Source organism: Pseudopedobacter beijingensis (assembly GCF_042678145.1).
GTDB lineage: Bacteria > Bacteroidota > Bacteroidia > Sphingobacteriales > Sphingobacteriaceae > Pseudopedobacter > Pseudopedobacter beijingensis.
Genome location: NZ_JBHUDG010000005.1, coordinates 16,840 through 43,058, shown reverse-complemented (window position 1 = coordinate 43,058; position 26,219 = coordinate 16,840). Strand labels below are relative to the sequence as shown.

23 protein-coding genes and 4 tRNA genes are annotated in these 26,219 nt (G+C 36.3%); 14 read left to right on the top strand and 13 right to left on the bottom strand.

Annotation, left to right across the window (positions count from 1 at the left end):
* Positions 1-88 precede the first annotated feature (88 nt).
* Genes ACFSAH_RS06520 through ACFSAH_RS06510 form a run of 3 tightly spaced genes read left to right on the top strand, consistent with a single transcriptional unit; the run spans position 89 to position 4,174 of the window.
* Positions 89-1,807, top strand: coding sequence for an alpha/beta hydrolase family protein (locus ACFSAH_RS06520; protein ID WP_379661905.1), 1,719 nt, complete (start codon positions 89-91; stop codon positions 1,805-1,807).
* 2 nt (positions 1,808-1,809) lie between these two features.
* The gene (locus ACFSAH_RS06515; protein WP_379661904.1) at positions 1,810-3,486 is read left to right on the top strand and encodes a sensor histidine kinase; all 1,677 of its coding nucleotides are present in this window, start codon (positions 1,810-1,812) and stop codon (positions 3,484-3,486) included.
* A gap of 1 nt (position 3,487) precedes the next feature.
* The gene (locus ACFSAH_RS06510; protein ID WP_379661903.1) at positions 3,488-4,174 is read left to right on the top strand and encodes a response regulator transcription factor; all 687 of its coding nucleotides are present in this window, start codon (positions 3,488-3,490) and stop codon (positions 4,172-4,174) included.
* Between the two features lie 120 nt (positions 4,175-4,294).
* On the opposite strand, the gene ACFSAH_RS06505 is transcribed toward ACFSAH_RS06510, so the two are convergent.
* From ACFSAH_RS06505 to ACFSAH_RS06485, 5 genes are all read right to left on the bottom strand, one after another.
* Entirely contained in the window at positions 4,295-5,149 is an 855-nt protein-coding gene (locus ACFSAH_RS06505; protein WP_379661902.1) for an N-acetylglucosamine kinase, read from the bottom strand.
* Between the two features lie 7 nt (positions 5,150-5,156).
* A complete protein-coding gene (locus ACFSAH_RS06500) occupies positions 5,157-5,549 on the bottom strand; it encodes a response regulator (protein ID WP_379661901.1) in 393 nt (130 codons plus the stop codon).
* Between the two features lie 66 nt (positions 5,550-5,615).
* On the bottom strand, positions 5,616-6,920 hold the full coding sequence (locus ACFSAH_RS06495; RefSeq protein ID WP_379661900.1) for a TolC family protein: 1,305 nt from the start codon (positions 6,918-6,920) through the stop codon (positions 5,616-5,618).
* A complete protein-coding gene (locus ACFSAH_RS06490) occupies positions 6,917-10,024 on the bottom strand; it encodes an efflux RND transporter permease subunit (RefSeq protein WP_379661899.1) in 3,108 nt (1,035 codons plus the stop codon). The genes ACFSAH_RS06495 and ACFSAH_RS06490 overlap by 4 nt, the downstream gene beginning before the upstream one ends.
* Before the next feature lie 6 nt (positions 10,025-10,030).
* On the bottom strand, positions 10,031-11,107 hold the full coding sequence (locus ACFSAH_RS06485) for an efflux RND transporter periplasmic adaptor subunit (RefSeq protein WP_379661898.1): 1,077 nt from the start codon (positions 11,105-11,107) through the stop codon (positions 10,031-10,033).
* A 200-nt stretch (positions 11,108-11,307) separates the two neighbouring features.
* Here ACFSAH_RS06485 and ACFSAH_RS06480 point away from each other — a divergent pair, with 200 nt between their 5' ends.
* Positions 11,308-13,044: a M61 family metallopeptidase gene (locus ACFSAH_RS06480; RefSeq protein ID WP_379661897.1), complete on the top strand. Its 1,737-nt coding sequence runs from the start codon at positions 11,308-11,310 to the stop codon at positions 13,042-13,044.
* Positions 13,045-13,120: 76 nt separating this feature from the next.
* Here the strand turns inward: ACFSAH_RS06480 and ACFSAH_RS06475 are convergent, their stop codons facing one another.
* Genes ACFSAH_RS06475 through ileS form a run of 3 tightly spaced genes read right to left on the bottom strand, consistent with a single transcriptional unit; the run spans position 13,121 to position 17,517 of the window.
* Positions 13,121-13,723, bottom strand: a complete 603-nt coding sequence (locus ACFSAH_RS06475; protein WP_379661896.1) for a lipoprotein signal peptidase — start codon at positions 13,721-13,723, stop codon at positions 13,121-13,123.
* A 7-nt stretch (positions 13,724-13,730) separates the two neighbouring features.
* Positions 13,731-14,114 carry a TraR/DksA family transcriptional regulator gene (locus ACFSAH_RS06470; RefSeq protein ID WP_379661895.1) on the bottom strand — a complete coding sequence of 128 codons (384 nt, stop codon included), beginning with the start codon at positions 14,112-14,114 and terminating at the stop codon, positions 13,731-13,733.
* 4 nt (positions 14,115-14,118) lie between these two features.
* The gene (gene ileS / locus ACFSAH_RS06465) at positions 14,119-17,517 is read right to left on the bottom strand and encodes an isoleucine--tRNA ligase (protein ID WP_379661894.1); all 3,399 of its coding nucleotides are present in this window, start codon (positions 17,515-17,517) and stop codon (positions 14,119-14,121) included.
* A gap of 147 nt (positions 17,518-17,664) precedes the next feature.
* On the opposite strand from ileS, the gene ACFSAH_RS06460 reads away from it, so the two are divergent.
* From ACFSAH_RS06460 to ACFSAH_RS06415, 10 genes are all read left to right on the top strand, one after another.
* The gene (locus ACFSAH_RS06460; RefSeq protein ID WP_379661893.1) at positions 17,665-17,856 is read left to right on the top strand and encodes a hypothetical protein; all 192 of its coding nucleotides are present in this window, start codon (positions 17,665-17,667) and stop codon (positions 17,854-17,856) included.
* 91 nt (positions 17,857-17,947) lie between these two features.
* Positions 17,948-18,223: a hypothetical protein gene (locus tag ACFSAH_RS06455; RefSeq protein WP_379661892.1), complete on the top strand. Its 276-nt coding sequence runs from the start codon at positions 17,948-17,950 to the stop codon at positions 18,221-18,223.
* A 26-nt stretch (positions 18,224-18,249) separates the two neighbouring features.
* The gene (gene recO / locus ACFSAH_RS06450) at positions 18,250-18,975 is read left to right on the top strand and encodes a DNA repair protein RecO (RefSeq protein ID WP_379661891.1); all 726 of its coding nucleotides are present in this window, start codon (positions 18,250-18,252) and stop codon (positions 18,973-18,975) included.
* Positions 18,976-19,174: 199 nt separating this feature from the next.
* Positions 19,175-19,252 (top strand) — tRNA-Val (locus tag ACFSAH_RS06445).
* 56 nt (positions 19,253-19,308) lie between these two features.
* Positions 19,309-19,383: transfer RNA gene (locus tag ACFSAH_RS06440), tRNA-Val, on the top strand.
* Positions 19,384-19,428: 45 nt separating this feature from the next.
* Entirely contained in the window at positions 19,429-19,680 is a 252-nt protein-coding gene (locus ACFSAH_RS06435) for a GIY-YIG nuclease family protein (RefSeq protein ID WP_379661890.1), read from the top strand.
* Positions 19,661-19,730, top strand: a tRNA-Glu gene (locus tag ACFSAH_RS06430). The genes ACFSAH_RS06435 and ACFSAH_RS06430 overlap by 20 nt, the downstream gene beginning before the upstream one ends.
* A gap of 45 nt (positions 19,731-19,775) precedes the next feature.
* Positions 19,776-20,027, top strand: coding sequence for a GIY-YIG nuclease family protein (locus ACFSAH_RS06425; protein ID WP_379661889.1), 252 nt, complete (start codon positions 19,776-19,778; stop codon positions 20,025-20,027).
* A tRNA-Glu gene (locus ACFSAH_RS06420) sits at positions 20,008-20,077 on the top strand. The genes ACFSAH_RS06425 and ACFSAH_RS06420 overlap by 20 nt, the downstream gene beginning before the upstream one ends.
* Before the next feature lie 477 nt (positions 20,078-20,554).
* Positions 20,555-21,415 carry an OmpA/MotB family protein gene (locus ACFSAH_RS06415; protein WP_379661888.1) on the top strand — a complete coding sequence of 287 codons (861 nt, stop codon included), beginning with the start codon at positions 20,555-20,557 and terminating at the stop codon, positions 21,413-21,415.
* A gap of 70 nt (positions 21,416-21,485) precedes the next feature.
* On the opposite strand, the gene ACFSAH_RS06410 is transcribed toward ACFSAH_RS06415, so the two are convergent.
* The 5 genes from ACFSAH_RS06410 to hemW form a co-directional block, all read right to left on the bottom strand.
* The gene (locus ACFSAH_RS06410) at positions 21,486-22,361 is read right to left on the bottom strand and encodes a UbiA family prenyltransferase (protein WP_379661887.1); all 876 of its coding nucleotides are present in this window, start codon (positions 22,359-22,361) and stop codon (positions 21,486-21,488) included.
* Between the two features lie 18 nt (positions 22,362-22,379).
* Positions 22,380-23,615 (bottom strand): metallophosphoesterase, encoded by a 1,236-nt coding sequence (locus ACFSAH_RS06405; RefSeq protein ID WP_379661886.1) that lies wholly within the window; start codon positions 23,613-23,615, stop codon positions 22,380-22,382.
* A gap of 95 nt (positions 23,616-23,710) precedes the next feature.
* Positions 23,711-24,109 (bottom strand): response regulator, encoded by a 399-nt coding sequence (locus tag ACFSAH_RS06400; RefSeq protein WP_379661885.1) that lies wholly within the window; start codon positions 24,107-24,109, stop codon positions 23,711-23,713.
* A gap of 79 nt (positions 24,110-24,188) precedes the next feature.
* On the bottom strand, positions 24,189-24,983 hold the full coding sequence (locus ACFSAH_RS06395; RefSeq protein WP_379661884.1) for an SDR family oxidoreductase: 795 nt from the start codon (positions 24,981-24,983) through the stop codon (positions 24,189-24,191).
* Positions 24,973-26,106, bottom strand: a complete 1,134-nt coding sequence (gene hemW / locus ACFSAH_RS06390; RefSeq protein WP_379661883.1) for a radical SAM family heme chaperone HemW — start codon at positions 26,104-26,106, stop codon at positions 24,973-24,975. The genes ACFSAH_RS06395 and hemW overlap by 11 nt, the downstream gene beginning before the upstream one ends.
* Between the last annotated feature and the right edge of the window lie 113 nt (positions 26,107-26,219).

Sequence of the window (26,219 nt, the reverse complement as noted above, 5' to 3'; positions counted from 1 at the left end):
TAAAAGATCCGAGTCGTCTTCTTTTAAAATATCACCGAATGGATTTTTAATTTCATTTTTAAAGTCTAACGAACGGGGCGAACTAAATTTGTTTATCAAGAGCCTGAAAACAAACGAAACTTATGCTTTAACTACCTTTGAAGGGAAATCTATAAGGGATTACTGTTGGGTTGGCGACCACTATTTAGTGATGATTGCTGAAGATATTGCCTGTAAGGAGTTTGGTCTTTATACTTCTACTGTTAATGGAAGCAGACAGGAAGAAATAGTATTGAGTAATACAATTAGTAAGCTGGATTTTATACAGAACAATAATAAAAGTGGCGATAAGGAGATTCTTTTCTGCATGAATGAGCGTACACCGGATAACACGGATGTTTACCGTTTAAATGTAGAAACATCGGTAAAACAAATGATTATTGAGAACCCGGGAAATGTGATTGAGTGGTATGCTGATGAAAATAATAATATTCGTTTAGCAAGAGGAAGTAAGGGGACAAATGAGGTTTGGTATTACCGCTCTGCTAACGCTAATGCTGTGTTTAAGCAGATGATGTCCAATTATTTTACGACCTCTATTCAGCCTATTATGTTTATTAGGAATAAGGAGCATAGACTGTATGCCCTGTCTAATATTGGTAGGGACAAATATGCGCTTGTTGAGTTTAACTGCGATGAGGGAAAGGAAGAAAAGCTGATTTTTGAATGTAAAAAGGCTGACCTGATTAAGGCGGCATTTTCCAAAAAACTGAATACTATTACCTACGTATCTACTAATCTGGATAAGCGTAAAACCTTTTTTCTGCAGGATACGACCGAAATGCATTACAAAAACATACGTAAGGCTTTAAAAAGTGAAATTATAGAAGTAAAGGATCATGACGAGGATGAGAATAACTATATCCTGTTTGGATATACTGATAAAACCCCCGGAGCCTACTATCTTTATAATCTCGAGAAGAAAAGTTTGCTAAAAATAGGAGAGGTAAACTCAGATATTATTAGTTCCGATATGGCCGATATGCAGCCTGTTAGTTATAAAAGCAGGGATGGACAACAAATACATGGATACTTAACTATTTCTAAAGCTAATGTCCATAGGAAACCACCTTTGGTGGTGTTGGTGCATGATGGACCTTATTGCAGAGATGTGTGGGGCTATAATGCTGAAGTACAGTTTTTAGCAAATCGTGGTTTTGCAGTCTTTCAAATGAATTTTAGAGGGTCTACCGGTTATGGTAAACAATTTTATGAGGCCGGTTTTGGACAATGGGACAAAGCTATCCAGAATGATATTGAAGACGGGGTTAAATGGCTGATGTCACAGAGTTTGGTTGATCCCGATAGGATAGCGGTTTATGGGAAAGGCTTTGGCGGTTTTTCGGCCTTTAACCAGTCTATACAATTACCCGGTTTTTATAAATGTGCAGTTTCCTATTCTGGATTTCTGAATCTGTTTACCTATATGAAAGGGATTCCTGCGTATTATAACCCGCATCATCAGATTATAGAAAAAGTAATAGGAAGTCCTATTAAGAATGTGGAGCAAATTAAAGCGGCTTCACCAATTTTCCAAAGTGATAAAATAGGTATCCCTATTATGATTTTTCAGGGAGGAAAAGATTCAAAGGCTAATGCAAACGAAACCAGCCAGTTTGTTAAAGAGCTTAAAAAACAGCAAAAACAAGTTACCTATATTTTGAAAGAAGAAGAAGGTCATCAAATCAGTAATCTCAACAATAAAGTCTATTTTTATAAACATTTAGAAAGCTTTCTGGAAAAAAATATGTCCCAGAAAATTCAGTAGACATGAGAGCTGATAAACTGAACTTCAAGAGAAATCTGCTTTTGATTATCATTTTTTTGATACTGTTGTCGGTATCTTTGATAGTGGCTTTAGGTCTGGGACATAACCTGATCAAAAAATATGTTGAAAGCGAGTTTTATTCGTTGAAAATAGATGTTCTGGAGGAAACAATGGAACCCTACGAAACTTTCTTTCAGCAAGCTATTCCTGAAGTTTCTTATTACCAGGGATATCTGGATTCTCTTTCTGCCTCTAATTATGCAGATTCTGTTCTGGAGAAATATCCGTTTGTAGATCATATGATTTTCTATGATTCCTATATCAGCGACAGGGGAATTACGCATGGTATAACCATTAGAAATCTAGGAATTGGTATTAAGAACATTTATAGGTTTGGGCGTAATCTACCGCCCGATTCTACAGTAATTTACCAAAGAAAGAAACCGGGAGAACTTAGTCTTAAAAATTCGGATGAGTTTAACAATATAGGACTTAAGGTAGCCTCTTTTATTGAGTCGGCAGATACCACTAAAAACTTTTCTAACGAAACTATATTTAAGGTATTTTACAATATTACTTCTAATCGTATTAGTTACCTGAATGTACCCAGGCGAGAAGAAATAGCTTTATTTCAGGATTTGATGAATAGTAAAACGGAAAAGGCTCCGGAGTACGAAATGGATCTCTTCTCGTTTGAACTTAATCCTTATAAACTTAGGATAGCTAATAAACACCAGAATATTTATCAAAAAACAACTATCAGAGAGTTGTCTTATGATCCTATTCTGGAGCATACTAATATTTTGCAGACCAGTATTCCCCTTTCAGGAGCTTTTTCTGATTATAAGCTTTATTTTTCTACAGATAAGAACTATTTACAGGGAGAGGTAAACCGAAGGTTTTTACCATTGGCGTTTGGGGTCTTCTTTATTTATTTTATTATCATATTCATTACTTTTCTTATATATAGGAATTTTAGTATCAGTCGTAAGCTTTTTAAGCTGCAATATGATTTTGTGAATAACCTCACTCACGAATTTAAAACACCGGTATCTGTTATTAAAATAGCAGGAAACAATATTAAAAGTGCGCAAAAGCTAAGTTTGGAAGAACAACGGCATTACGGAAAAATATTGGACGAGGAAGCGGATAAGCTTAATGACTTAATGAACAAGTTGCTTTCTTTTACCCAGATAGAGAATAAAACTATTAAAGTGAAACAGGAGGAAATAAATCCTGAAATATTTTCACAGAATATTATTGATGGCTACCAACTTAAATATCCTGATTATGAGATTGAGCTGGATATTAAGAAAAATGTGAAAACATTTTTATCGGATCCGGTGTTATTAACCAGTATTTATCAGAATTTAATTGAAAATGCATATAAATACTCGAAACCGGGTACTAAATACCTTAAAATTACCATATCAAGAAGCCGGAAAAATATAGTTTTCAGTTTTAAAGATAAAGGAATTGGTATCTCTCCAGCAGAGATGGACAACATTTTTAAGAAGTTTTACCGGATAGAGAGCGAGTACAATCAGCAAGGAAGTATTGGTTTAGGTTTGGCTTTTTGTAAAGAATTAATTAATTTAATGAAAGGAGACATTACTGTCAAGAGTAAAGAAAAGACAGGGTCTGAATTTAAGGTGGAATTACCCTATATAAAAAAATAAGATGTATAAAGACAATAAAGTAGCATTAGTTGAGGATGATGAAAACCTAAGGTTTTTAGTCGCTCATCGTTTAAAATCTGAAGGGTATACTATTGTAGAAACAGGAAGTGGAAGCGAAGCGGTGGAGCTGATTCTAAAAGAAGAACCTTTTGTTGTATTACTGGATTGGATGCTTCCGGGAATGCAGGGGTCTGAAGTTTGTAAGGAATTAAGGGCAAAAGGCTACGAGGGATTGGTTATTATGATGACGGCAAAAGCACAGGATTTGGATAAAATAGATGCTTACAATTTTGGTGTTTCGGATTATCTGACCAAACCTTTTAATATGGATGTGTTGGTGGCTATGTTAGATAATAAAAAGAAATTTGCTGCCAATGCAGATAAACATGAAATATCTAAGTTTGGTGATATGGAGCACCATCCACACACCCACTCTATTCTTAAAGACAATAAGAAAATAGAATTAACTATTCTTGAAAACAGGATTTTACTTTATTTTCTTAAAAATGTTAATCAGGTGATTAGTAGAGAGGATTTGATGATGGAAGTATGGGGTTATAATTCTGATGTGAATACCCGTACATTAGATATGCATATTGTAAGGTTAAGAAAAAAGATTGAAGAAAACCCAGATAGACCAGAGTTTTTACAAACAATAAGAGGTGTGGGGTATAAATTTAATGCTTAATCATACTTAGACTCAAAAAGTCTATAAAGTTCTTGTTTCTTTGCACCGTCTTTTGATAAGGGCGGTGCATGGTGTCGTTTATAAGAAGATATAGTTGTAGTACCGATTTCCCCTTTCCAACTAATCGAAGTTTTCTTTTTCTCTTACGTAGTTAAATAACTCTATAATAGGTTTTTCAAGAATAACTCCTATACTGACATCATTTTTTTTGCATACAATTCTTAGTATATCCTGAAATACAAAGGCTGTTGGACCAACGAAATTACAGTTTAACTCTTTGTAATTTTTGTAGGGGAATATATGTGTAATTACAAAATTGTTAAGCCCCTCTGTCACTATGTTTTTGCAATAAGGGTGTGTTATGTGCTTATGCAAAAAGTTTTTATGCAAAGCCAGATAAAAATTAGGTAAAGGTTTCTGATAAATATTCTCTATTACTTTTTCTTTAGTGATGCCAAATGTGTTAAAAAAGTCCTGAGCTAAATCATCAGGCATTTTGCCATATAAAAAATCGGTAATCAACCTCTTGCCGAATAAAGTTCCCGAGCCCTCATCGTCAAAAATATACCCCAGACCATGTACGCCGTCGTATAAATCTTTTCCGTCATAATAAGATATGTTAGAGCCCGTTCCCAGGATACAGTTAAGTCCCGGTCGATCTTTACAGGTTGCATAAGCCGAACCTAAAACGTCGTTTTCTACATTAACAAATGCATTTTTAAATTTAGTAGAGAGGGCATTAGCTACAGATTCTCGTCTGTCGGGGCTATTACAACCTGCTCCAAAGAAATGTATTTCTGTCACCTGATCTATATAAGGTTCAAGTTGCTTTATTCCATTAAGCACTTTTAATATCTCTTTCTCAGAAAGAAAAAAAGGGTTCATACCCGGGCTGGTAAACTCCAGTATATCCTTGTTTTCAAGCAATAAAATCCAATCTGTAATGGCAGAACCACCATCAGCAACAAGTAGCATTTCTATATTAAATATTCTTTAAAGTTTCTTCTGTTAAGGGTTTTCCGTAGAAATCTGAAACGTTGTTAAATTCTACAATCTTTTTATGGTCTGTTGGATCCAGAGAAGAAGATAACATAATTATTTTTACGTCTTCTATGTCCTGATGTGGTAATTGTTCAAATTCAACTAGAAAATCAAACCCCGTTTTTATGGGCATCCTGATATCTACAAAAATCACTTCAGGAATGTTCATTTTGTCATCAATCAGCTTTTGAAGAAAACGTATGGCGTCTTCACACGACTGCTCGATATAAATCTTTTCAGCAAAATCCGCTGCCACCATCACTTTCTGGTTAATTACATTGTCTATGTAATTGTCGTCTATCAATAGAACTGATTTGTATTTATATGATGACATATTATTTAAGATAGAGTTTATTTAAACAAATATAGAAAAGTTGAATTAATATTGAAATTACCGGATCTACAGATCTATATTTCCGGCAATCTCTTTTAATGAAACTTCTGCAAGCTTAGCCTGATATTGCGCGTCCATATACCTGGCATTTGCATTTACATAGTTTCGTTGAGCTTCTCTCAATTCCAGCGGTACTATGCTTCCTAAACGATATTTTTCTAGTGTAATATCCAGATTCTCTTTTGCTACATCAATATTACGTTGTTCAACAGCAACCAGTTTTAAGCTGGTTTGGTAATTTTGAAATGCGTTTAAAAGCTGTGCATTAATATTCTGGATTAACTTCTCCTGATTGATTTTTGAGTTTTCTACTTCCAATCGGGCATTTTTTTCGTTCCTATTCTGCTGTAGCCCATTAAAAATGTTGAGGGAAGCTGTTAAACCGTAGTTGAAGCCATGTGAATTAGACTTGATAGAAAAACCAGTAGGAGGAGATGTTGTTTTAGCAAAGTTATAACCCGATGTTAGGGCGACGGTTGGATACCTGGCTCCTTTAACTTCTTTTAAATTAAGTTCGGCAATTTTCTGATTAATAACTGCTGTCTGTAAAAATGGATTTTGAGAATCTGTTAAAGTTTTCAGATTCTGATAATCCAGATTCTGATCAATAATAATAGTATCTGCAACCTGAAAAGTTATATCTAAGCTACGGGCAAGCAGTTCATTCAGTTTAGTTTTGCTGCTAGAGAACATATATTCCTGTTTCAATAACTGAGAGCTGTCTGCACTTAAATCAACTTTAGCAGCCAATAACTCTAGTTTTGATCCCTTGCCCATTTTATATCTGCTATCTGCATTTTTTAATCGTATATGCGAAACTTCCAGTGCTGTATGGGTTGCCTGTAATTGCTGTTTTTGACTAACAAGATCGAAATAAGCGGCTATAATATCAGCAATAGTGGTTTGTACACTCAATTTTACATTTAGCTCTCCCAGCTTATCAAACTCTTTCAATCTGTCGTAATTGGTAAACATTTGTAAGCCATCAAAGATTTTCCAGTTTAAACCGGCTCCATAGTTTAGTGCAGTGTTTTTAGCATTGGTAGCTGTTCTGCTTCCGCCGGCGGTAAGTTCAACATCAGAGCTGGTAATGTTATTGACATCGGTAAGGTTTCCGGTAACTGTAGGCATCATGCCCCACACACCATAGCGTAAGTTGTTTTTACTTGTTTCTGCTGTATTTTCGCTCAGTTTAATATCGTAGTTATTTGCTAAGCCAATTTGTATGGCTTCCCCCAAGGTAAGCATCTCCTGAGCGCTGACACTTATTGCTGATAATATACAGCATATAAAGACTATTATCCTGTTCATAACGAAGAGTTCCTTTCCGCCAATTCAATTTCTTTGGCTGCCAGTTCGGCCTTACTAACTTTATGTTCTTTGGACCAATAAGAATAAATAGCAGGGATTACAAATAGTGTAAGTATTAACGAAAACATTGTTCCACCAATAATAACTGTTCCCATGCTCATTCTACTTTTTGAAGCAGCTCCTAATGCCATAGCAATAGGTAGTGCGCCTAATGCAATAGCTAAGCTGGTCATGAGAATAGGTCTTAAACGGGCTACTGCCGATTCTCTGATGGCTTCTGCAACGGTTTTTCCTTGTTCTTTTAATTGATTGGCAAACTCAACAATTAAAATACCATTCTTGGTTACTAGTCCAATAAGCATAATGGTTCCAATCTGACTGAATATATTCCAGCTTTGACCTAAAAACCAAAGGGAAAAGAAAGCTCCTGCAACTGCAAGAGGAACCGTTAATATAATAATTACGGGATCCATGAAACTTTCAAACTGTGCCGATAGAATAAGGTATACAAGCAATAATGCCAATCCAAAAGCGAAGATGGTATTAGAGTTACTTTCTGCAAAATCTCTTGATTCTCCTGAAAGATCGGTAGAGAATCTTTCATCCAGGACTTTGTCTTTTGCTCTTTCCATAGCGGCAATACCATCGCCCATTGTTTTACCCGATGCCAAACTTGCTGAAACTGTAGCTGAAGCAAAACGGTTGTTACGGAAAAGCTGCGGAGGACTACTTTTTTCCTCTATATTAACCAGATTGTCTAACTGTATTAATTCGCCTTTGTTGTTTCTTACAAAAATAGAGGTTAGAGAACTTGGGGAATCACGCTTGTCGCGATCAAATTGACCAATAACCTGATATTGTTTACCGTTCATGATAAAGTAAGCAAATCGCTGGGCGCTTAAAGAAAGTTGTAAGGTTTGGGCAATATCCAATACAGATACACCTAAATCCTGAGCTTTGTTTCTGTCTATGGTTACACTTAATTCGGGTTTGTTGAATTTAAGGTTCACATCGGTATTTACAAAAGTTGGATCTTTTGAGATCTCGGCCATAAAAGCAGGAACTTTTTCACGAAGCTCTTCAAAATTATTAGCTTGTATAACGTATTGTACAGGTAATCCTCTTACCCGTCCTACAGATATGGTAGGTTGTTGTATCACAAAAGCTCTTGCTTCGGGTAGTTTTTTGGTGATTTTTGTTAACTGCTGAGCTATTGCCTGTTGTGAACGGTGACGGTTCTCTGGGTCAACCAATCTCAACCTGATGGTACCTGTATTTGTAGCTCCTGAACCCGAAAAACCGGGTGCAGTTATCGAAATATGGCTGAGTATTTCGGGAACCGAATCCTGAATGATTTTATTTACCTTTTGTATAAAGTGGTCTGTGTATTCAAAAGAAGAACCTTCTGGAGCTGTAATAGTGAGCGTAATGCTGCTTCGGTCGTCTAAAGGAGCTGTTTCTTTCGGTAACATCCCCCATAGAAAGCCAATCATTGCAAAACACAAAATAATTATAGGAAATGCCAGCCACCTTTTATTCATAAACTTGTTCAGATATTTTTCATATCCTTCGTTCATTTTTACAAAGTAGGGTTCGGTCTTATTGTAGAAATTGGTTTTCTTATGCTCGCTTTTCATAAGATAAGCGTTAAGCATAGGAGTTAAGGTTAATGATACAAATGCAGATATAAGTACTGCGGCACCAATAACCACTCCAAATTCTCTAAATAATCGTCCTACGAAGCCTTCCAGGAAAATCACAGGTAAGAAAACTGCTGCAAGAGTTATGGAGATAGAAATAATAGCGAAGAAAATTTCATTGGAACCTCTTATGGCTGCCTCGAATGGGGACATCCCATCTTCTACCTTTTTATAAATATTCTCGGTTACTACAATCCCATCATCAACAACCAGACCTGTTGCCAAAACAACGGCCAGTAAAGTAAGTACATTAATGGAAAACCCCATCAGGTACATGATAAAGAATGTAGCTATTAACGATACAGGAATATCTATTAAAGGTCTAAAGGCAATGCTCCAATCCCTGAAAAAGATAAATATAATGGCAATAACCAAGACTAGCGCAATAAGTATTGTTTCTGCAACTTCGGTCACAGATCGTTTGATAAAAAGGGTGTTATCAAGAGCAATACTAAGCGTATAATCTTCAGGAAGTTCTAGTTTCAGGTCGTCGTACCTTTTATAAAACTCTTTAGCAATTTCGAGATAATTAGCTCCAGGTTGTGGTACTATAGCCGTGGCCACCATGGGTTTGCCGGATGATCTTAGGATGGTTTCTTCATTTTCCGGACCAAACACTGCAGTACCTACATCTTTAAATCTGATGATATTGGTGCCGTCATTTTTAATGATAAGATCTTCAAATTGTTCTTCGGTACCTAAATTACCTGCTGTTTTTACAATAAGCTCCGTATTGTCACCAGATATTTTACCGGAAGGGAGTTCTACGTTTTGTTTTTCTAGTGCATTTCTGACATCAAGTGGAGTTAATGCATACGATGTCAGTTTTTCGGGGTTTAACCATAATCGCATGGCATATTTTTTCTGCCCCCATATTTGTACACTGGATACACCCGGAATAGTTTGTATACGTTGGGCAACCACGTTTTCTGCAAAATCACTAACCTCCAAAATATTTCTTTTGCTGCTCTGAATTGTCATCGAGATGATAGCATCAGAATTGGCATCGGCCTTAGATACAATAGGTAAACCATCTATGTCTTTAGGTAAGTAACGAGCTGCCTGAGAAACTTTGTCTCTGACATCATTTGCCGCCTCTTCCATGTTTTTGTTGAGGTTAAACTCAATGGTAATTACGCTGCTTCCCTGGTTGCTGGAGGAAGAGATGTTTTTAATACCGTCTATACTATTTATGGATTTTTCGAGAGGTTCTGTAATCTGGGACTCGACAATGTCGGCATTAGCCCCGGGATATGATGTTCTTACAGATACTACCGGAGGATCTATGGAAGGATACTCTCTAACCCCCAGAAAGGTATAGCCAATAATACCGAATAATATAAGTACCAGGTTCATCACTATGGCAAGAACCGGTCGTTTAATACTGGTCGTAGATATACTCATAAAGCCTTACTGATTTTTCTGTACTATTTTAACTTTAACTTCCTGATCTGGAGCCATGGACATTAAACCGGATATAAGTACCGTATCTCCTTTATGAAGACCAGAGGTTATTAATACCTCTTTGTCAGTTCTGATATCAGTATAAACATCAACAGCTTTTGTTCTTCCGTTTTCTACTTTATATACTTGCTTACCCTTTAGTACAGGCACAATGGCTTCTGAAGGAACTAAAATAGCATCGTTAATGGTTTCTAACGGAAGCTGAATATTGGCAAAAGTACCCGGTAAAAGCTCTCCACTTTCATTTTCTGCTTTAGCTCTTAATAATAAGGTTCTTGTGTTAATGTCTATGGCGGGTTCAATAGCGTAAATGGTAGCTGTAAATAATCTGCTATTACCAGCTACAGAAAAACTTAAATGCGTTCCTGCTTTAACTCTTCTTGCATATTTCTCGGGTATAGAAAAGTTAAGTTTTACAGGGTTTACGCTTACCAGATTGGCAATATCTGAGGTAGGTGTGATGTATGCCCCGGCAGATACACTCCTCAAACCTATTTTTCCAGAGAATGGTGCCCGAATTTCTGTTTTTGATAATTGTGCTCTGATAAGTTGTGTCTGCGCTTTTAACGATTTTAACTCAGCTAAGGAATTATCATATTCTTCCTGACTTATGGCCTCTGATTTTAATAGTTTACTAGCCCGGTCTTCAACTTCCGAAGCCAGATTTTCTTTAGTAAGTGCTTGTTCCAGCTGTGCTTTTAACTCCCTGTCGTCTATTTTAATTAAAACAGCTCCTTTTTGTACAGTTGTGCCTTCGGCAAAATTAATCTCGCGAACCAGCCCAGATATTTCACTTCTTAATTTTACCTGTTCGTTAGGTTCAATAGTGCCAGAGACTGTAATGTTATTGTAGAACTTTTCTGGTTGTATTATAATAGCACTGATTACAGAGGATGAACCGCTGCTTTTTGATGAATCACCTTTGGTGTTTTTTTCTTTTTTGGCGTCCTGCGATATTCTGTTGTAGATTAGATATCCAAAGACTAATACGAGTAAAATGTAAACAAAATACTTTATCTTCATTGTGTTAGGTTGTTGTAGGAAAGAAAATAAGTTTAGTGGATTGCATGGGATAAATTAAAGTCCGGTATCAATCAAGTTACAATAATAATTAACTTGGACTGCTATTCAGAGATAAAGTTTAATTTTGACCGGATTTAAACAGGATTTTTATGCGTTTTAAATTAATATTTCTAAGTATCATAACAGTTTTAGTTTGTAAGATGTCAGATAGTTTCGCTCAAAACAGCCCTAAGATAAGATTTACTTTGTCTTTTTCACAACCACAGACACATTATATTAACGTAGAAATGCACATAGATGGTATTTCTAAAGAAAATTTAGACGTATTTATGCCCGTATGGGCTCCAGGGTCTTATCTGGTTAGAGAGTTCTCTAAAAATGTAGAAGGTGTGGTTGCAAAGGGAATACAAGGAGAAGAACTTGCAGTTAACAAAATCAGAAAAAATGGCTGGAGAATTGAAACTAAAGGTAGTAAATCTGTAACACTGAACTATCAGGTATATGCTTTTGAAATATCTGTCAGGACAAGTTTTGTCGATAAAAATCATGCATTTGTTTCTCCTACTGGTGTCTTTATGTATGTGAAAGAATCGTTTAATAACCCGGTTACCGTAAAGGTAATTCCACATCATAGTTGGTCTAAGATATCAACGGGGTTAACACCTGTAAATGATAAAACAAACGAATTTGTAGCTAAGGATTTTGATTGGTTGTTTGATTCGCCCATAGAAGTTGGTAATCAGGATGTTTTTGAATTTACCGCTGCCGGCGTAAAGCATGAAGTGGCTATGGTAGGGGGTGGAAACTACGATAAGGTTCGTCTGGCAAAAGATATGACGAAAATAGTAGAAGAAGCCACTGCAATATTTAAAGAAAATCCTAACGATAGATATGTTTTTATTGTGCATAATTATAAAAATGGTGGTGGTGGATTAGAGCACCTGAATTCTACTGTTTTAGGAGCTAAGCGCATGGAATATGATAAGGAAGAAACCTATGCTGCTTTTCTGGGCCTGGTTGCTCATGAATATTTTCACGTTTGGAATGTAAAGAGGTTACGCCCTGTTGCTTTAGGTCCGTTTGATTATGATAATGAGAATTATACTACTGATTTATGGATAGCTGAAGGCTTTACGGCTTATTACGATAATCTGGTTACCAAACGGGCAAAATGTATATCAGAAAATCAATACCTGCAATTGTTGGCAGATGATATAGAAACTCAGATTAATTTACCGGGAGATAAAATACAGTCTGTTGCCGAGTCGAGTTTTGATGCATGGATTAAGTATTATAGACAAAATGAGAATAGTTCTAACTCTATGGTATCCTATTATACGAAGGGATCTTTACTGGGCCTTATCCTGGATTTGAAAATTCTGGATAAAAGTAAAGGAAAACACTCTCTGGATGATGTTATGCTAAAGGCCTATAACCAATTCTATAAGACCGAACAAAGAGGTTTTACGAGTGATGAGTTTAAAGAAACATTAGAAAGTGTATTGGGCAGTAAACTGGATGATTTTTATACAGATTATGTATACGGGACAAAGAGTATTGACTATGCTACGCTGTTAGATAAAGCTGGTTTAGAGCTAATGATTAACCCGGGTAATGATAAGCCTGCTTTGGGTGTTTCCGTTAATAAAAGTAATATAATAACCAAGGTGGTGAGGGATGGCTCTGCCTGGCTAGGAGGTTTAAATGTAAATGACGAACTGATAGCTATAAATGGCATACGGGTAGATGAATTATCTAAATTGGTACAAGGCTATAAAGTGGGTGATAGTTTAGATGTTTTGGTAAATAGGGATGGGGTTATAAAAACTTTCAACATGAAGTTGCTGGCCGATAATAGTAAAAAGGTACTTCTTGTAAAGAAAGGTACAATGTCTAAACAAGAACAAGCCATCTACAATAAGTGGTTACGGATGTAAGAAAATGATATAATATAAGAAAGGCCAGATAATTAAGTCTGGCCTTTCTTATATTATTTGTTGTTAAAGAAAGAATTTATTCTTCTACCACTTCGCTGTTTGGTGAAGGAACCTCTTTAATTTCCTCTTTAAAGTAAACCTTTTGGTTAAACAATATAATCATTACCCCAATAGAGATAGCGGCATCAGCAATGTTAAAAACAGGTCTGAAGAAAATGAAATCTTCGCCACCCCATACAGGAAACCATTGTGGGAAATTGCCTTTGATGATAGGAAAGTAGAACATATCTACCACACGACCATGAAAAAGCTTTTCGTAGCCATAGATTAATCCATAAAAAACAGAGTCAATGATATTACCCAAAGCACCCGCAAAAATAAGTGCTACGGAAAGTATAAGTCCTCTGTGGTATTTATGTTTAATCAGATGATGCAGTCCATATCCAATACCGGCAACAGCAATTATCCTGAATAATGATAGGGCAAGCTTTCCTGCTTCGCCACCAAATTCCATCCCAAAAGCCATTCCGTTATTCTCTGTAAAGTGAATAATGAAAAAGTTTTTGATAATGTGAAACTCCTGCCCAATGTACATGTTCGTTTTAATCCACGTTTTCAACAACTGATCGGCAATTAATACGAGCAGGATGAGTATAATAGGTTTAGTATAACCCTTCATTATAATGTTAGTTCTGTTTTAGTTTAGCCTCCATACTTAATGTGGCATGAGGTACGGCTCTTAAACGTTCTTTCTGAATAAGTTTACCTGTTTCCCTGCAAATGCCATAAGTTTTATTTTCAATTCTAACCAAAGCAGCTTCAAGATTTTCGATGAATTTCTTTTGTCTTGCTGCCAATTGATTAATTTGTTCTTTCTCTAATGTTGCAGAACCATCTTCTAATGTTTTGTATGTACCGGCTGTATCATCGGTACCGTTAGCATTAGGATTGCTTAATGAATTTGCCAATAGGGCAAGCTCTTCTTTTGCACTGTTCAGTTTTGACGTAATTAGCTCTTTGAACTCTTGTAGTTCTGCATCTGAATAACGGTTTTTCGCAACATTTTCCATAGTCCTAATTTTTCTTTAGTAAGATAAATAATTTTTCGCTCTCTATTTCTATGCTGTCACCTTCTTTAATATCCGATAGTTCTAATTCTTCGGAAAGGGTCTCTGCACAAATATATAATTTATTTTTATCTACAGAATTAGCTATCAGAGGGCTACTTTGTAATGTTACCCGTATTTTATCAGTAACCTCAAAACCTTTTTCTTTTCTAAGATTTTGAATGCGGTTAATGATTTCACGAGCAATACCTTCCTCTTTTAGCGTTTCGGTAATGGTAACATCTAAGGCGACTGTTAATCGTCCTATATTGGTTACCTGCCATCCCGGTACATCTTCTGCTATAATTTCAACATCTTCAACCGAAATATCAAATGTTTGTCCATCAACATCAAAAACAATGTGTTTGTTTGTCTCTAATGTATTTATTTCTTCGTCGTTGAGGTTAACCAGGTAGTTACCAACGGCTTTCATATTTTTTCCAACTTTTGGTCCTAAAGACTTAAAGTTTGGTTTGGTTTTTTTCTTAATAATGCCAGCCGTATCTGTAATATACTCAATTTCCTTGATATTTGTTTCAGATAAAATAAGCTCTTTTACATTTTCTACCTTATCCTGAAAACTGCTGTCTAATACCGGTAATAAGATTTTATTGAGTGGTTGACGCACATTGATACCTACTTTTTTACGTAGAGATAACACCATTGATGAGATGTCCTGCGCAAGTTGCATCCTTTCTTCCAGCTCCTTATCTACCAAAGCAACATCGTCGTACTTAGGGAAATCTGTTAAATGTACAGATACTACGTTTTCTTTCTTGGTTTCGTTATTAAGATCATTAAATAACCTGTCCGAGAAGAACGGAGCTATAGGCGACATTAACTTGGTGATAGTGGTTAAACAGGTGTAAAGCGTCTGGTATGCAGAAATTTTGTCTTCCGAATAGTCACCTTTCCAAAAACGTCTTCTGCTTAAACGCACAAACCAGTTACTTAAATGCTCATCTACAAAATTCTGAATCGCCCTTGCAACTTTGGTTGGTTCAAAATCTTCATAGAAAGCATCAACATCTTTAGTTAATGTATTTAATAGAGAAATAATCCAACGGTCAATTTCCGGGCGGTTTTTAATGTCAATTTCCGCTTCGGTGTATTTAAAACCATCGATGTTGGCGTATAATGCAAAGAAAGCGTAGGTGTTATATAGTGTACCAAAGAACTTTCTTCTTACTTCGTCTAAACCTTCAATATTGAATTTTAGATTGTCCCAGGGCGATGCATTACTAATCATGTACCAACGTGTTGCATCTGCGCTGTATTGTTCTATGGTTGAAAAAGGATCAACAGCATTGCCCAATCGCTTAGACATTTTGTTGCCGTTTTTATCCAGTACCAACCCGTTGGAGATAACGTTTTTAAACGCTATTCCCTGATTGCCTATGCTTAAGTTTACTGCTTTTATTTCCGGAGAGCTTTCGCTCAATAAAGCTGCTATAGTGTGTAGGGTGAAAAACCAACCCCGTGTTTGGTCTACTCCTTCTGCAATAAAATCTGCAGGATAAGCTTTGGCAAACTCTTCCTGGTTTTCGAAAGGATAATGCCATTGTGCATAAGGCATGGCGCCCGAATCAAACCAGACATCTATTAAATCCGGTTCACGGAACATTTTCTCTCCTTTTGAAGATACCAGTACAACATCATCCACATAAGGGCGGTGCATGTCTTTTAATCGGAAACCTTCTTGCATAAATCCCACTTTTGCGGCCTCGTCTATTTTTTGGTTAAGCTCTTCAACAGAACCAATGCAAATTTCTTCAGATCCGTCTTCAGTTCTCCAAATAGGTAACGGTGTTCCCCAATATCTGGAACGTGAAAGGTTCCAGTCTACCAGATTCTCCAACCAGTTGCCAAAACGGCCTGTTCCGGTCGATTCCGGTTTCCAGTTAATGGTCTTGTTAAGCGCAACCAGTTTATCTTTAATAGCTGTAGTTCTAATAAACCAACTATCTAACGGATAATAAAGAACCGGTTTATCTGTTCTCCAGCAATGTGGGTAACTATGCTCGTATTTTTTAACATCAAAAGCTTTGTTGTCTTCTTTTAATTTGATGGCAATCAACACATCTGTTGGTCTGAAATCTTCGGCATTACGTTCCTCGTCAGAATAATATTCCTCTTTAACATATTTGCCCGCAAAATCTGTAACCTCGTCTACAAATTTACCCTGTTTGTTAACCAAAGGCAATTCATTTCCGCGATCATCTCTGATCATAATAGACGGAACACCATTTTCTCTGGCTACTCTAAAGTCATCGGCACCGTACACAGATGCGATATGCACTATACCGGTACCATCATCCGTAGTTACAAAATCGCCAGGGATTACTCTAAATGCATTTTTCTCTATTTCTTCATTACTTACATAAGGGAGTAACTGGAAATAGCGTAAACCTATTAATTCCTGCCCGGTAAACTCATCGGCAATTTCCCATGGAATTAATTTATCGCCACCTTTATAATCCTGAAAAGATAGGTTTTGTGCTTCTACTTTGAAATGTTTAGCGATTAAATCTTTGGCTAAAACCACGCTTACAGGTAAGTGTGTGTATTGATTGAATGTTCTTACTTTTACATAAGTAATATTAGCCCCAACAGCCAAAGCACAATTAGACGGTAATGTCCAAGGGGTGGTTGTCCATGCAATAATAGCGGTGTCTTCTTCGGCTGTTTCGAAAAGACGGGCAGTTAACGGATGCACCTGATCTTTTTTTAACCTAAACTCTGCAACAATGGAAGTGTCTTTTACATCTCTGTAAGTCCCAGGTTGGTTAAGTTCATGCGAACTTAATCCGGTTCCTGCGGCAGGAGAGTAAGGTTGCACGGTATAACCTTTGTAAAGAAAACCTGCTTGGTGAAGTTGTTTCAATATCCACCAAAGTGTTTCTATATAATCGTTTTTGTAAGTGATATATGGATTTTCAAGATCAACCCAGTAGCCCATTTTTTCGGTAAGGTCATTCCACACATCTGTATATCGCATCACCTCCTTTCTACAGGCGTCGTTATATTCCTCAACGGAGATTTTAATGCCAATATCTTCTTTAGTGATGCCTAAAGATTTCTCTACAGCAAGTTCAATAGGAAGTCCATGGGTGTCCCAACCACCTTTTCTTTTAACCTGAAAACCTTTAAGTGTTTTGTATCGGCAAAAAATATCTTTAATAGAACGGGCCATTACATGGTGTATCCCCGGCATTCCATTTGCAGACGGTGGACCTTCAAAAAAGGTATATGGTTTTGAATCAGGACGATTAGTAATACTTTTTTCGAAAATGCTATTGTTCTTCCAGCTCTCTAAAACTTCTTTTCCAATCTGCGATAGATTGAGTTGTTTATATTCTTTATACATCAGCTAATTATCTCCAAAATTTAAGGTTGCAAATTTAGGAAATTTGAAGCTTAATTTCATTTTTGTTTTGAAAATTAAGAGTTTATGTCAAAATTTATAAAAAGAAGCAAATGCGCACAGGGGTTTAAGTTTGAATTTTAGGTAGATATGTTAAAGAAAACTTTTTTAGTTTTGAAGCTGGCCATATTGGTTATTCTTGTAGGGGTAGTTTTTTATGTTTTCGAAAGTTATTTGGGAAAATATATTCTGGGAGCGGGATTAATGATGTTGGCATTCGCTACTGTGCTTTACATTATATTCTTATTCAGGAGATATGGTGACAAAACACCTGTCGATTAAATAGAGGTTTTTAGGTAATTAATTTTAAAAGTTGATGATGATGAGGTGTTATGCTTGTTTAATGTTGATGTTTTTTCTGACATCCTGTTCCATGCAAAAGGTCAGTAAAATATCTTCTGATAACGTAAAACTGGGAATGACTAAAGAAGAGGTTATTGCTATCTTAGGGAAGCCTTATAAAGTGTCTTTTAAGGAAAATGATCAAGGAGTTTTCTGCGAAGAAATGTATTATAAAGAACAATTGTGGAACGCAGGTTATTACTGGATAACCAGTGTTTTGCAAATGGAAAACAATAAACTGGTATTGTTAAAGCAAAATGAAGAAGAGTATTACAGAACGGTAAGCGATAAACCGGAACGCAAATAAAATAGCAAGGCTAACCGTTTAGGACTATGTTGCATAAAACCAGAGGAATTGTATTGCGTGTTACCGATTATTCGGAAAGCAGTGTTATTGTTAAGATTTATACAGAAAAACTTGGTGTACAATCTTATCTGGTGCAAGGTGTAAAAAAACCTAAGGCAAAAATAAAGATGAATATGTTGCAGCCCCTTCACTTGCTGGATATGGTGGTTTACCATAAGCCCAATGTGGGGTTGCAGAAAATATCTGACGCCAGAAGCTTTCCAATTTTGTCGGATCTACCATACAATATTGTCAAAAGTTCTATCGCTATTTTTCTTAATGAAATCATTCATAAATCTGTAAAAGAACAGATAGATGATGCGTTATTATTTGAGTATATCTATAGTTCAGTAGTGCTTCTGGACAATACAGAAGAAAGTGTCTCCAATTTTCATTTAGTTTTTTTAATGAAGCTTTCCCGGTTTTTGGGATTTTATCCAGATGTAAGTTATGCCGATACAAGTAGCTATTTCGATTTGAAAGAGGGAGCCTTTGTACGTTATCAACCACCACATGTGTTCTTTATTGAGCCAAAATACCTATCTGCTTTTATAGAAATGTTAAGATTGCCCTTAAGGGATTTTGGTCAATGGAAAATAGATGCTGCAACTCGTAAATATTTGCTTAATAGTGTGTTGGGTTATTTTTCTCTACACGTCGATAGTTTTGGAGTGATGAAGTCGCAAGAGATACTGGAAGAAGTTTTAGGATAATTCAAAAAAAATTTTGGATTTATCGAATAAGGTTTTACTTTTGCAGTCCCCAAAAGGGAGTAAGTTCTTTAAAAGCAAAACAAAATTAAAAGTATAATAGTACTTAGCTGGTTCAGAGCATTCCGTCTTTCAGTCGGAAGGTGGGCACTGATTCAGACTGAACTTAACACTTTTTAATGTTTATAAATAAAAAATAAATGGAGGCTTAGCTCAGCTGGTTCAGAGCATCTGCCTTACAAGCAGAGGGTCACTGGTTCGAATCCAGTAGCCTCCACCATTTAAACTTTGTTTTGCATGAGTTTAGTTTTTAATTACTAAACACAAAAGATATTAGGAGGCTTAGCTCAGCTGGTTCAGAGCATCTGCCTTACAAGCAGAGGGTCACTGGTTCGAATCCAGTAGCCTCCACTAAAGCACCTTTGTTGGTGCTTTTTTTGTTAATGACCAATTTTGATGTTCACTGTTTACGTATTATATTCCCTTACAGCTAATCGTTATTATATTGGAGTTACGTCTGATGTAGCAGGGCGTTTGCGTCGTCACAAGAGTAACCATAAAGGATTTACGGGTAAATCCTCAGATTGGCAATTGGTTTATACAGAAATTTATGAAGAAAAGTCAGAAGCAATGAAAAGAGAGAGGGAATTAAAGTCCTGGAAGAGTCGTTCTCGTTTAGAAGCATTGATTAGCTCCGCTGGTTCATAGCATCCCGCTTTCATGCGGGAGGGTCACTGGTTCGAATCCAGTAGCCTCCACTAAAGCACCTTTGTTGGTGCTTTTTTTGTTAATAGTCAATTTTGATGTTCACTGTTTACGTATTATATTCCCTTACAGCTACCCGTTATTATATTGGAGTTACGTCTGATGTAGCAGGGCGTTTGCGTCGTCATAACAGTAGCCATAAAGGATTTACGGGTAAAGCCTCAGATTGGCAATTGGTTTATACAGAAATTTATGAAGAAAAGTCAGAGGCAATGAAAAGAGAGAGGGAATTAAAGTCCTGGAAGAGTCGTTCTTGTTTAGAAGCATTGATTAGCTCCGCTGGTTCATAGCATCCCGCTTTCATGCGGGAGTGTCACTGGTTCGAATCCAGTAGCCTCCACTAAAGCACCTTTGTTGGTGCTTTTTTTGTTAATGACCAATTTTTGATGTTCACTGTTTACATGTTCTGTTTTTTTAGACTTAGTGTATTATTTAATAGGAAAAGTGATTTCTGATAAAACTTCAAAAAACTGCTAAAACTAGTTTGATTTACCCAGAAAACGACTTCTTTTTCTGCTATGGTGATGCTAATAGCCTCCTTTTTCTCTAAAAGTCTAAAATCAACAAGGTGAGAGAAGAGTATGAGAAGGGTTGAAGATGCTTTAGAGATGTGTTGAAGTATAGTTGAATAAGAGGTTTTTAACTAACTAGGCTTAGTGTGAAAAACGCCTTGGTCTGGGAGTGCTTTTTATTGGTGTTTAGTTATTATGGTTCACAGCTTAAGGCGACTTTAAAGCTCTCTTATAAAAAGCACTATTATCTAAAACATTTCTCATCAAAAAGCGTTGTATTAATCTAAAACCAAAAATGAGATTATATGAAACGTTACGTTCCATTATATGCTATTATAGCAGCTGCTTTATTAACACAAAGTTGTGTGAGTAATAAAAAGTATAACGAATTGCAGTCTAAGTATAACGATTTGGAGTCGAGAAGCAGGGCGCTTAATCAGGATTTTCAAACCAGTCAGCAAGGACTATCAGGTTCAACATCAAGGGTGAAAAGTTTGGAAGAACAGATTGCTTCAGAAAAAGCTAATTCAGAGGCATTGCAACGGGCATTAAATAAATGTTTGTCGTCCAGTAGTCAGGGAAATATGAATATTTCGAAACTAGTAGATGAAATTAATGCTTCTAATAAATATATTCAGCATTTGGTGAATACAAAGAATAAAAGCGACTCTTTAAATTTGGTGCTGACCAATAATTTAACACGTTCTTTAAGCAGGGAAGAACTGCGGGATGTAGATGTTCAGGTACTTAAAGGTGTAGTTTATATTTCTCTCTCAGATAACATGCTTTATAAGTCAGGAAGCTATGAAATATCTGACAGGGCAGATGAGATATTGGGTAAAATAGCAAAAATCATTAATGATTATAAAGGTTATGGTGTGCTAATAGAGGGAAATACAGATAATGTACCTATCTCGCAAACGAACATCCGTAATAATTGGGATTTAAGTGCGCTCAGAGCTTCTTCTGTAGTACAATCATTGCAAAGTAAATATGGTGTAGACCCTAAAAGACTTACTGCTGGCGGACGGGGAGAATATAATCCTATAGCCAGTAATGCTACAGAAGCAGGAAAAATGAAAAATAGACGTACACAGGTTATCATTACTCCTGAACTGAATCAGTTTATGGATTTAATAGATAAAGCACCAGAAACGAAAGAGTAGCTATTAGAGTTTATTATATAAAAAGGGAAGCTTTCTTTAGGTATTTATATACATCTGGAATCTTCCCTTTTTATATGATGAAAGAAAATATATAAAGGATAAAGTATTGCAGGATCATGGTTCCGTCCATGAAAAAGAAATAGTAATACTCGTTTTTTTTAAAGTTAGATCTAAATATTAACCATCCGGTTAAGGCTATGGTTGCTGTTAATCCGAAAAAATTCAAGTCAAAGCCTTTGTTAAACATAAACAATAACACAACGTATATCAACAGCAAAAGCTGACAGAATAAATAGGCTTTTCTTTCTCCCAATAGGGTAGGGATTGTTTTAAGCTCATTTGCTCTGTCCTGATACAAATCTCTGATGTCAAAAGGAACAGTGATAGCTGTAATAAACAAAAATCGTTTAACGGTTAAAATAAATGTATCTGACAGGCTGATTGGTGTAAGATTGCCTGCATTAAGTTCCAGAATAGGGACGGTGACACAGCTTACTGCCCAAACCAGCGCAATCAGGAATAGTTTTAACCCGGGTATATTCCTGATGCCAAATCTCCTCTTTTTTGAGGTGAATATAGGTAATGAATATCCTATGGATAAAAGACCCATAATACATAAAGTAGCCTGCGATTGAATGTTTAGTGCAAAGAATAAGGGGGTTAATGATAAAAATGCCACCAGGGTGATCGCCCGACAAAAACTTTGATGCCAGTAAATCCATCTTATTCGCCTGAAGCGAGACCTTTTTTTGATAGCCTTCCTTTGTATGAGTATACTAAAGTTATAGGTGACCAGCGTAGAAGAGAAAAGGAATGCCAGTATTATTGGATTGGGTGATGAGTTAAGGAGATGATAGGTTACCAGGCCTTGTGCTACGGCGCACAGGCTGATGAATATATTGCTGAATATGAAGAAGTCTATTATTTTACGAACATAATATTTCATTAAAACATTAAGGGTTTATTAGCCTTTCTTTAATTCAAATATCGTTATTTCGGGTAATATACCAACCCTCCCCGGATAACCTAAAAATCCGTAGCCAACGTTAACAAAAAGCTGTTGATGCCCTTCCTGGTAAAGTCCATCCCATTCATCGTAAACATACTGGATAGGACTCCATTTGAAATGTTCGCTTTCAATACCAAACTGTGCGCCATGGGTATGTCCGGAAAACATAACGTCAATGTCCGGGTATTCTTTTAATATTTGTAATCGCCAATGCGATGGGTCATGAGATAAGAGTAGTTTTATAGGTAAGTCCTCCGTGTTTTGTACGGCTTCTGACATTTTTCCGAATTTAGGAAAACGACCACCGCCCCAGTTTTCTACACCCAGAATTCCTATTTCTTCGTTATTGACTTTAATGCGTTTGTTGGTGTTATTTAACAACTGCCAGCCCATATTCTTGTGAGTTACCTTTAAATCATCAAGATTTTTAAGTCTGTCTGCCTCGCTGTTCCATTTGGCATAAGTGCCATAATCATGATTTCCAAGAATAGAAAATACGCCTAGGGGAGCTTTAACTTTTGCAAAGATATCCTGATAGTCTCGCATTTCTGATGCCTTGCTGTTTACCAGATCTCCTGTAAAGAAAGCAATGTCCGGTTTTTCATTTAAAAGCATTTCTACTCCTCCCAAAACAGCTCTTTTGTTGTAAAAACTACCGGAGTGAACATCAGAGATCTGGGCTATTTTAATGCCGTCAAACGAAGAAGGAAGGTTGGGTAATATAAGAACTTGTTTTCTGACTCTGTAATCGTAAGCGCCTTTAGCAATACCCCAGGTTAATGTCCCAAAAGGAATAGCAGCTAATGCAACACCTGCTTTAACCAGAAATTCGGAACGGGGAATGGTATTTTCTTCTTTAGCTTCTTCTGGTTGAAGGTCTTTTTTGCGTAGCTTTTTGATAAATCTGCGTAAATCGTCTATTAATAACAATGGCAAGAAAAAGAACTTACTGGAAAAGGTAATGAAAAAAGCGACCATAATGGTAGTTCTTAACCAGGAATAAATATTGAAAAATACGCTCAATGTAATGCCTAAAAACAACAATAGGCTATAGCTCCACCATATAGCGGTAAAAGCTTTTCGTCTTTTTGTACTCCAATTTTTAAAGCCGTTTAAAATAGCTTTGTATATGTAGTAGTCAAAGGTTAATAAAAGCAGAGCCAATAATATAACCGATACTGTTTTTCCCATTTCCGTAATTTATAACATCATGAAATCTAATCGACTACAAAGTTAAGGCATATCAATGGTTATAGAAATGGCTTTAGGTTGGGTAGATGTCATTTTTAAGGTGTGAAAATCTCAATAAGTATATCCAGATTAATAGGTTTGATGAGATATTTAGTTACTTCAGGGATATTTCCAGCTTTTTCTAAATCATCAGGGTCTATAGATGAGCTAACCATGTATAATTTGGTGTTCTTTCTGTGTTCGGGAGCAAATTCTTTAAACTTTTCCATGAATTCCCATCCACTCATTAAGGGCATGTTAATATCTAATAAGATAATCTCGGGAAAGTCTTCACCCTGTTTAATACTGGCTTCCAATTTACTGATGGCTTCTGTAGCACTATTGAAAATGGTAAGCTGTTCACACAAGCTCTTGATCTGTAAGAGTTTCTTTATTCCAAAAATATAAATATCATCGTCGTCAATTATGAAAGCATTGCGGATTGGTGTGTTCATTAGGGGCTCAGCAAGTAATTTTTAATTTTGTGTGTGCTAAATATACTCAAAATATTTATAAAATGTGGGCGGGGTTAAACTAAACTACCGCTCTTTTTTTCAATACCTTATGAAGGTAAGACGGAGATAATCTTTTTAGAAGAACAGCCCATTTTTCTTTTCTGGCAATGATAATTTCTTTTTTACCTTTTTTTACAGCAGTCAATATCTTTTGAACACACTCTTGTACAGGGATGCCATTTAATTGATTTTGATCCATTTTATCATATAATGTACCGTTACCCATAACAGAGTTTTTGGTGATTTCGGTGTTGATAAAGCCGGGACATACAATAGAAATCTGAATGCCTTTATCCTCTACTTCATATCTTAAAGATTCGAAATATCCATGTAGGGCATGTTTTGAAGCAGAATAAGATGTTCTAAACATGGTTCCAAATTTACCCACTACGGAGCTGATAACTACTATTGAGCCACCGCCATTCTCAATCATCTGTGGGATTACATACTTGCTTAAAAGAACCGTTCCCCAGTAATTGGTGTCAAAAATTTTCTCCTCTATTTCTGGTAAAGTATCTAACCCAAGAGATCTTTGGCTAATTCCCCCGCAATTGAATAGAAAATCTATTTTGCCATATATTTTTATAGCCTCAGCAGCTTTACTCGCAAGATTAGCTTTGTCTTCTAAGTCTAATGGTAATATATGGGTATTAATCAAATCCGTTTTTAGAGATTGCTTCAGCTCATACAGTTTTTCTCTCTTTCTGGAGGATAATATCAATTTAGCCCCTGCTTTTTTTAACTGTACGGCCAGCTCCCGTCCAATTCCAGACGAAGCCCCAGTTATCCATACAACTTTGTTTTTAAAACTCATCTTCTATAAATAATTCCGAGGAAATGTAATCTGCATACAGTTTTCCTTCGGTTGTTAAACAAATGCTTTTTTCGGTTTTGTTGACCCAGCCTTTGTCAATAAATTGCTGGGTGTATTTTATTATTTCGGGATAAACATGGCTAAATTCTTTTTCCAGTTTGCTTATCTGAATGCCCCACATAGTACGTAACGAAGTCATAATATACTCGTTAACCCTTTCTCTATTTGTTAAGATTTCTTTTTCTGCCGGAATTTCTCCCTTTGATAAAGCCGTAATGTAATGTGCATTGTTGGCGATATTCCATTGACGGGTACAGCCATCAAAGGAATGTGCAGACGGACCTATTCCAAGATATTTTACACCTTTCCAGTAATTAGTATTATGCATGGAATACTGAGCGTCTTTTGCGAAATTAGAAATCTCATAATGTTCGAAACCTGCATTCTGTAGTTGAGACGTAAGCGTTAAAAAGTGCTGTGCGCTTTGTTCGTCGTCCATTTTGGGTTGTTCGCCCTTTCTGATAAAAGCGGCGAGTGCGGTTTTAGGTTCAACCGTCATCGAGTAACAGGAAATGTGTGGGATGCCCATTCCAATACTCTTGTTTATATTGCTTAACCATTTCTGTTCACTTAATAAAGGATAGCCATAAATAAGATCGATGGTGAGATTTTCAAAACCTGCATCCTGTGAACCTTTAATGCAAAACTCAGCTTCTTTGGAGTTATGAGCCCGGTTCATCCATTTAAGATCTTTGTCAAAAAAGGATTGTATACCTATGCTGAACCGATTAACCGGTGTAGAGCGCAAAGCTCTGATTTTTTCAGAGGAAAGATCATCAGGGTTGGTTTCCAGGGTAACCTCTTTCAAGGCAATTTGTTTATTCACAGATGTAATCCGATCTATAATCCTGTTAATCTCATCCGCAGATAAAACCGAAGGGGTGCCACCACCAAAGTAAATGGTTTCGATACACTCGTTTTCCAAAAAGTTTTTTTGAAGATCAATCTCTTTCAGCAGAGCGTCGAGCATTTCGTCTTTATATTTAAAAGAAGTGCTAAAATGGAAATCGCAGTAATAGCAAGCTTGTTTGCAAAACGGAATGTGAACATAAACCCCAGCCATGCTGCAAATCTAATCAATTACTCGTTTTTAATGTTAGCTTACATACAATTCTGAAATTAATATTGTAAACTCTATTTTTACAGCATGTTTAGGTTGCTGGTTTTTTCCCTATT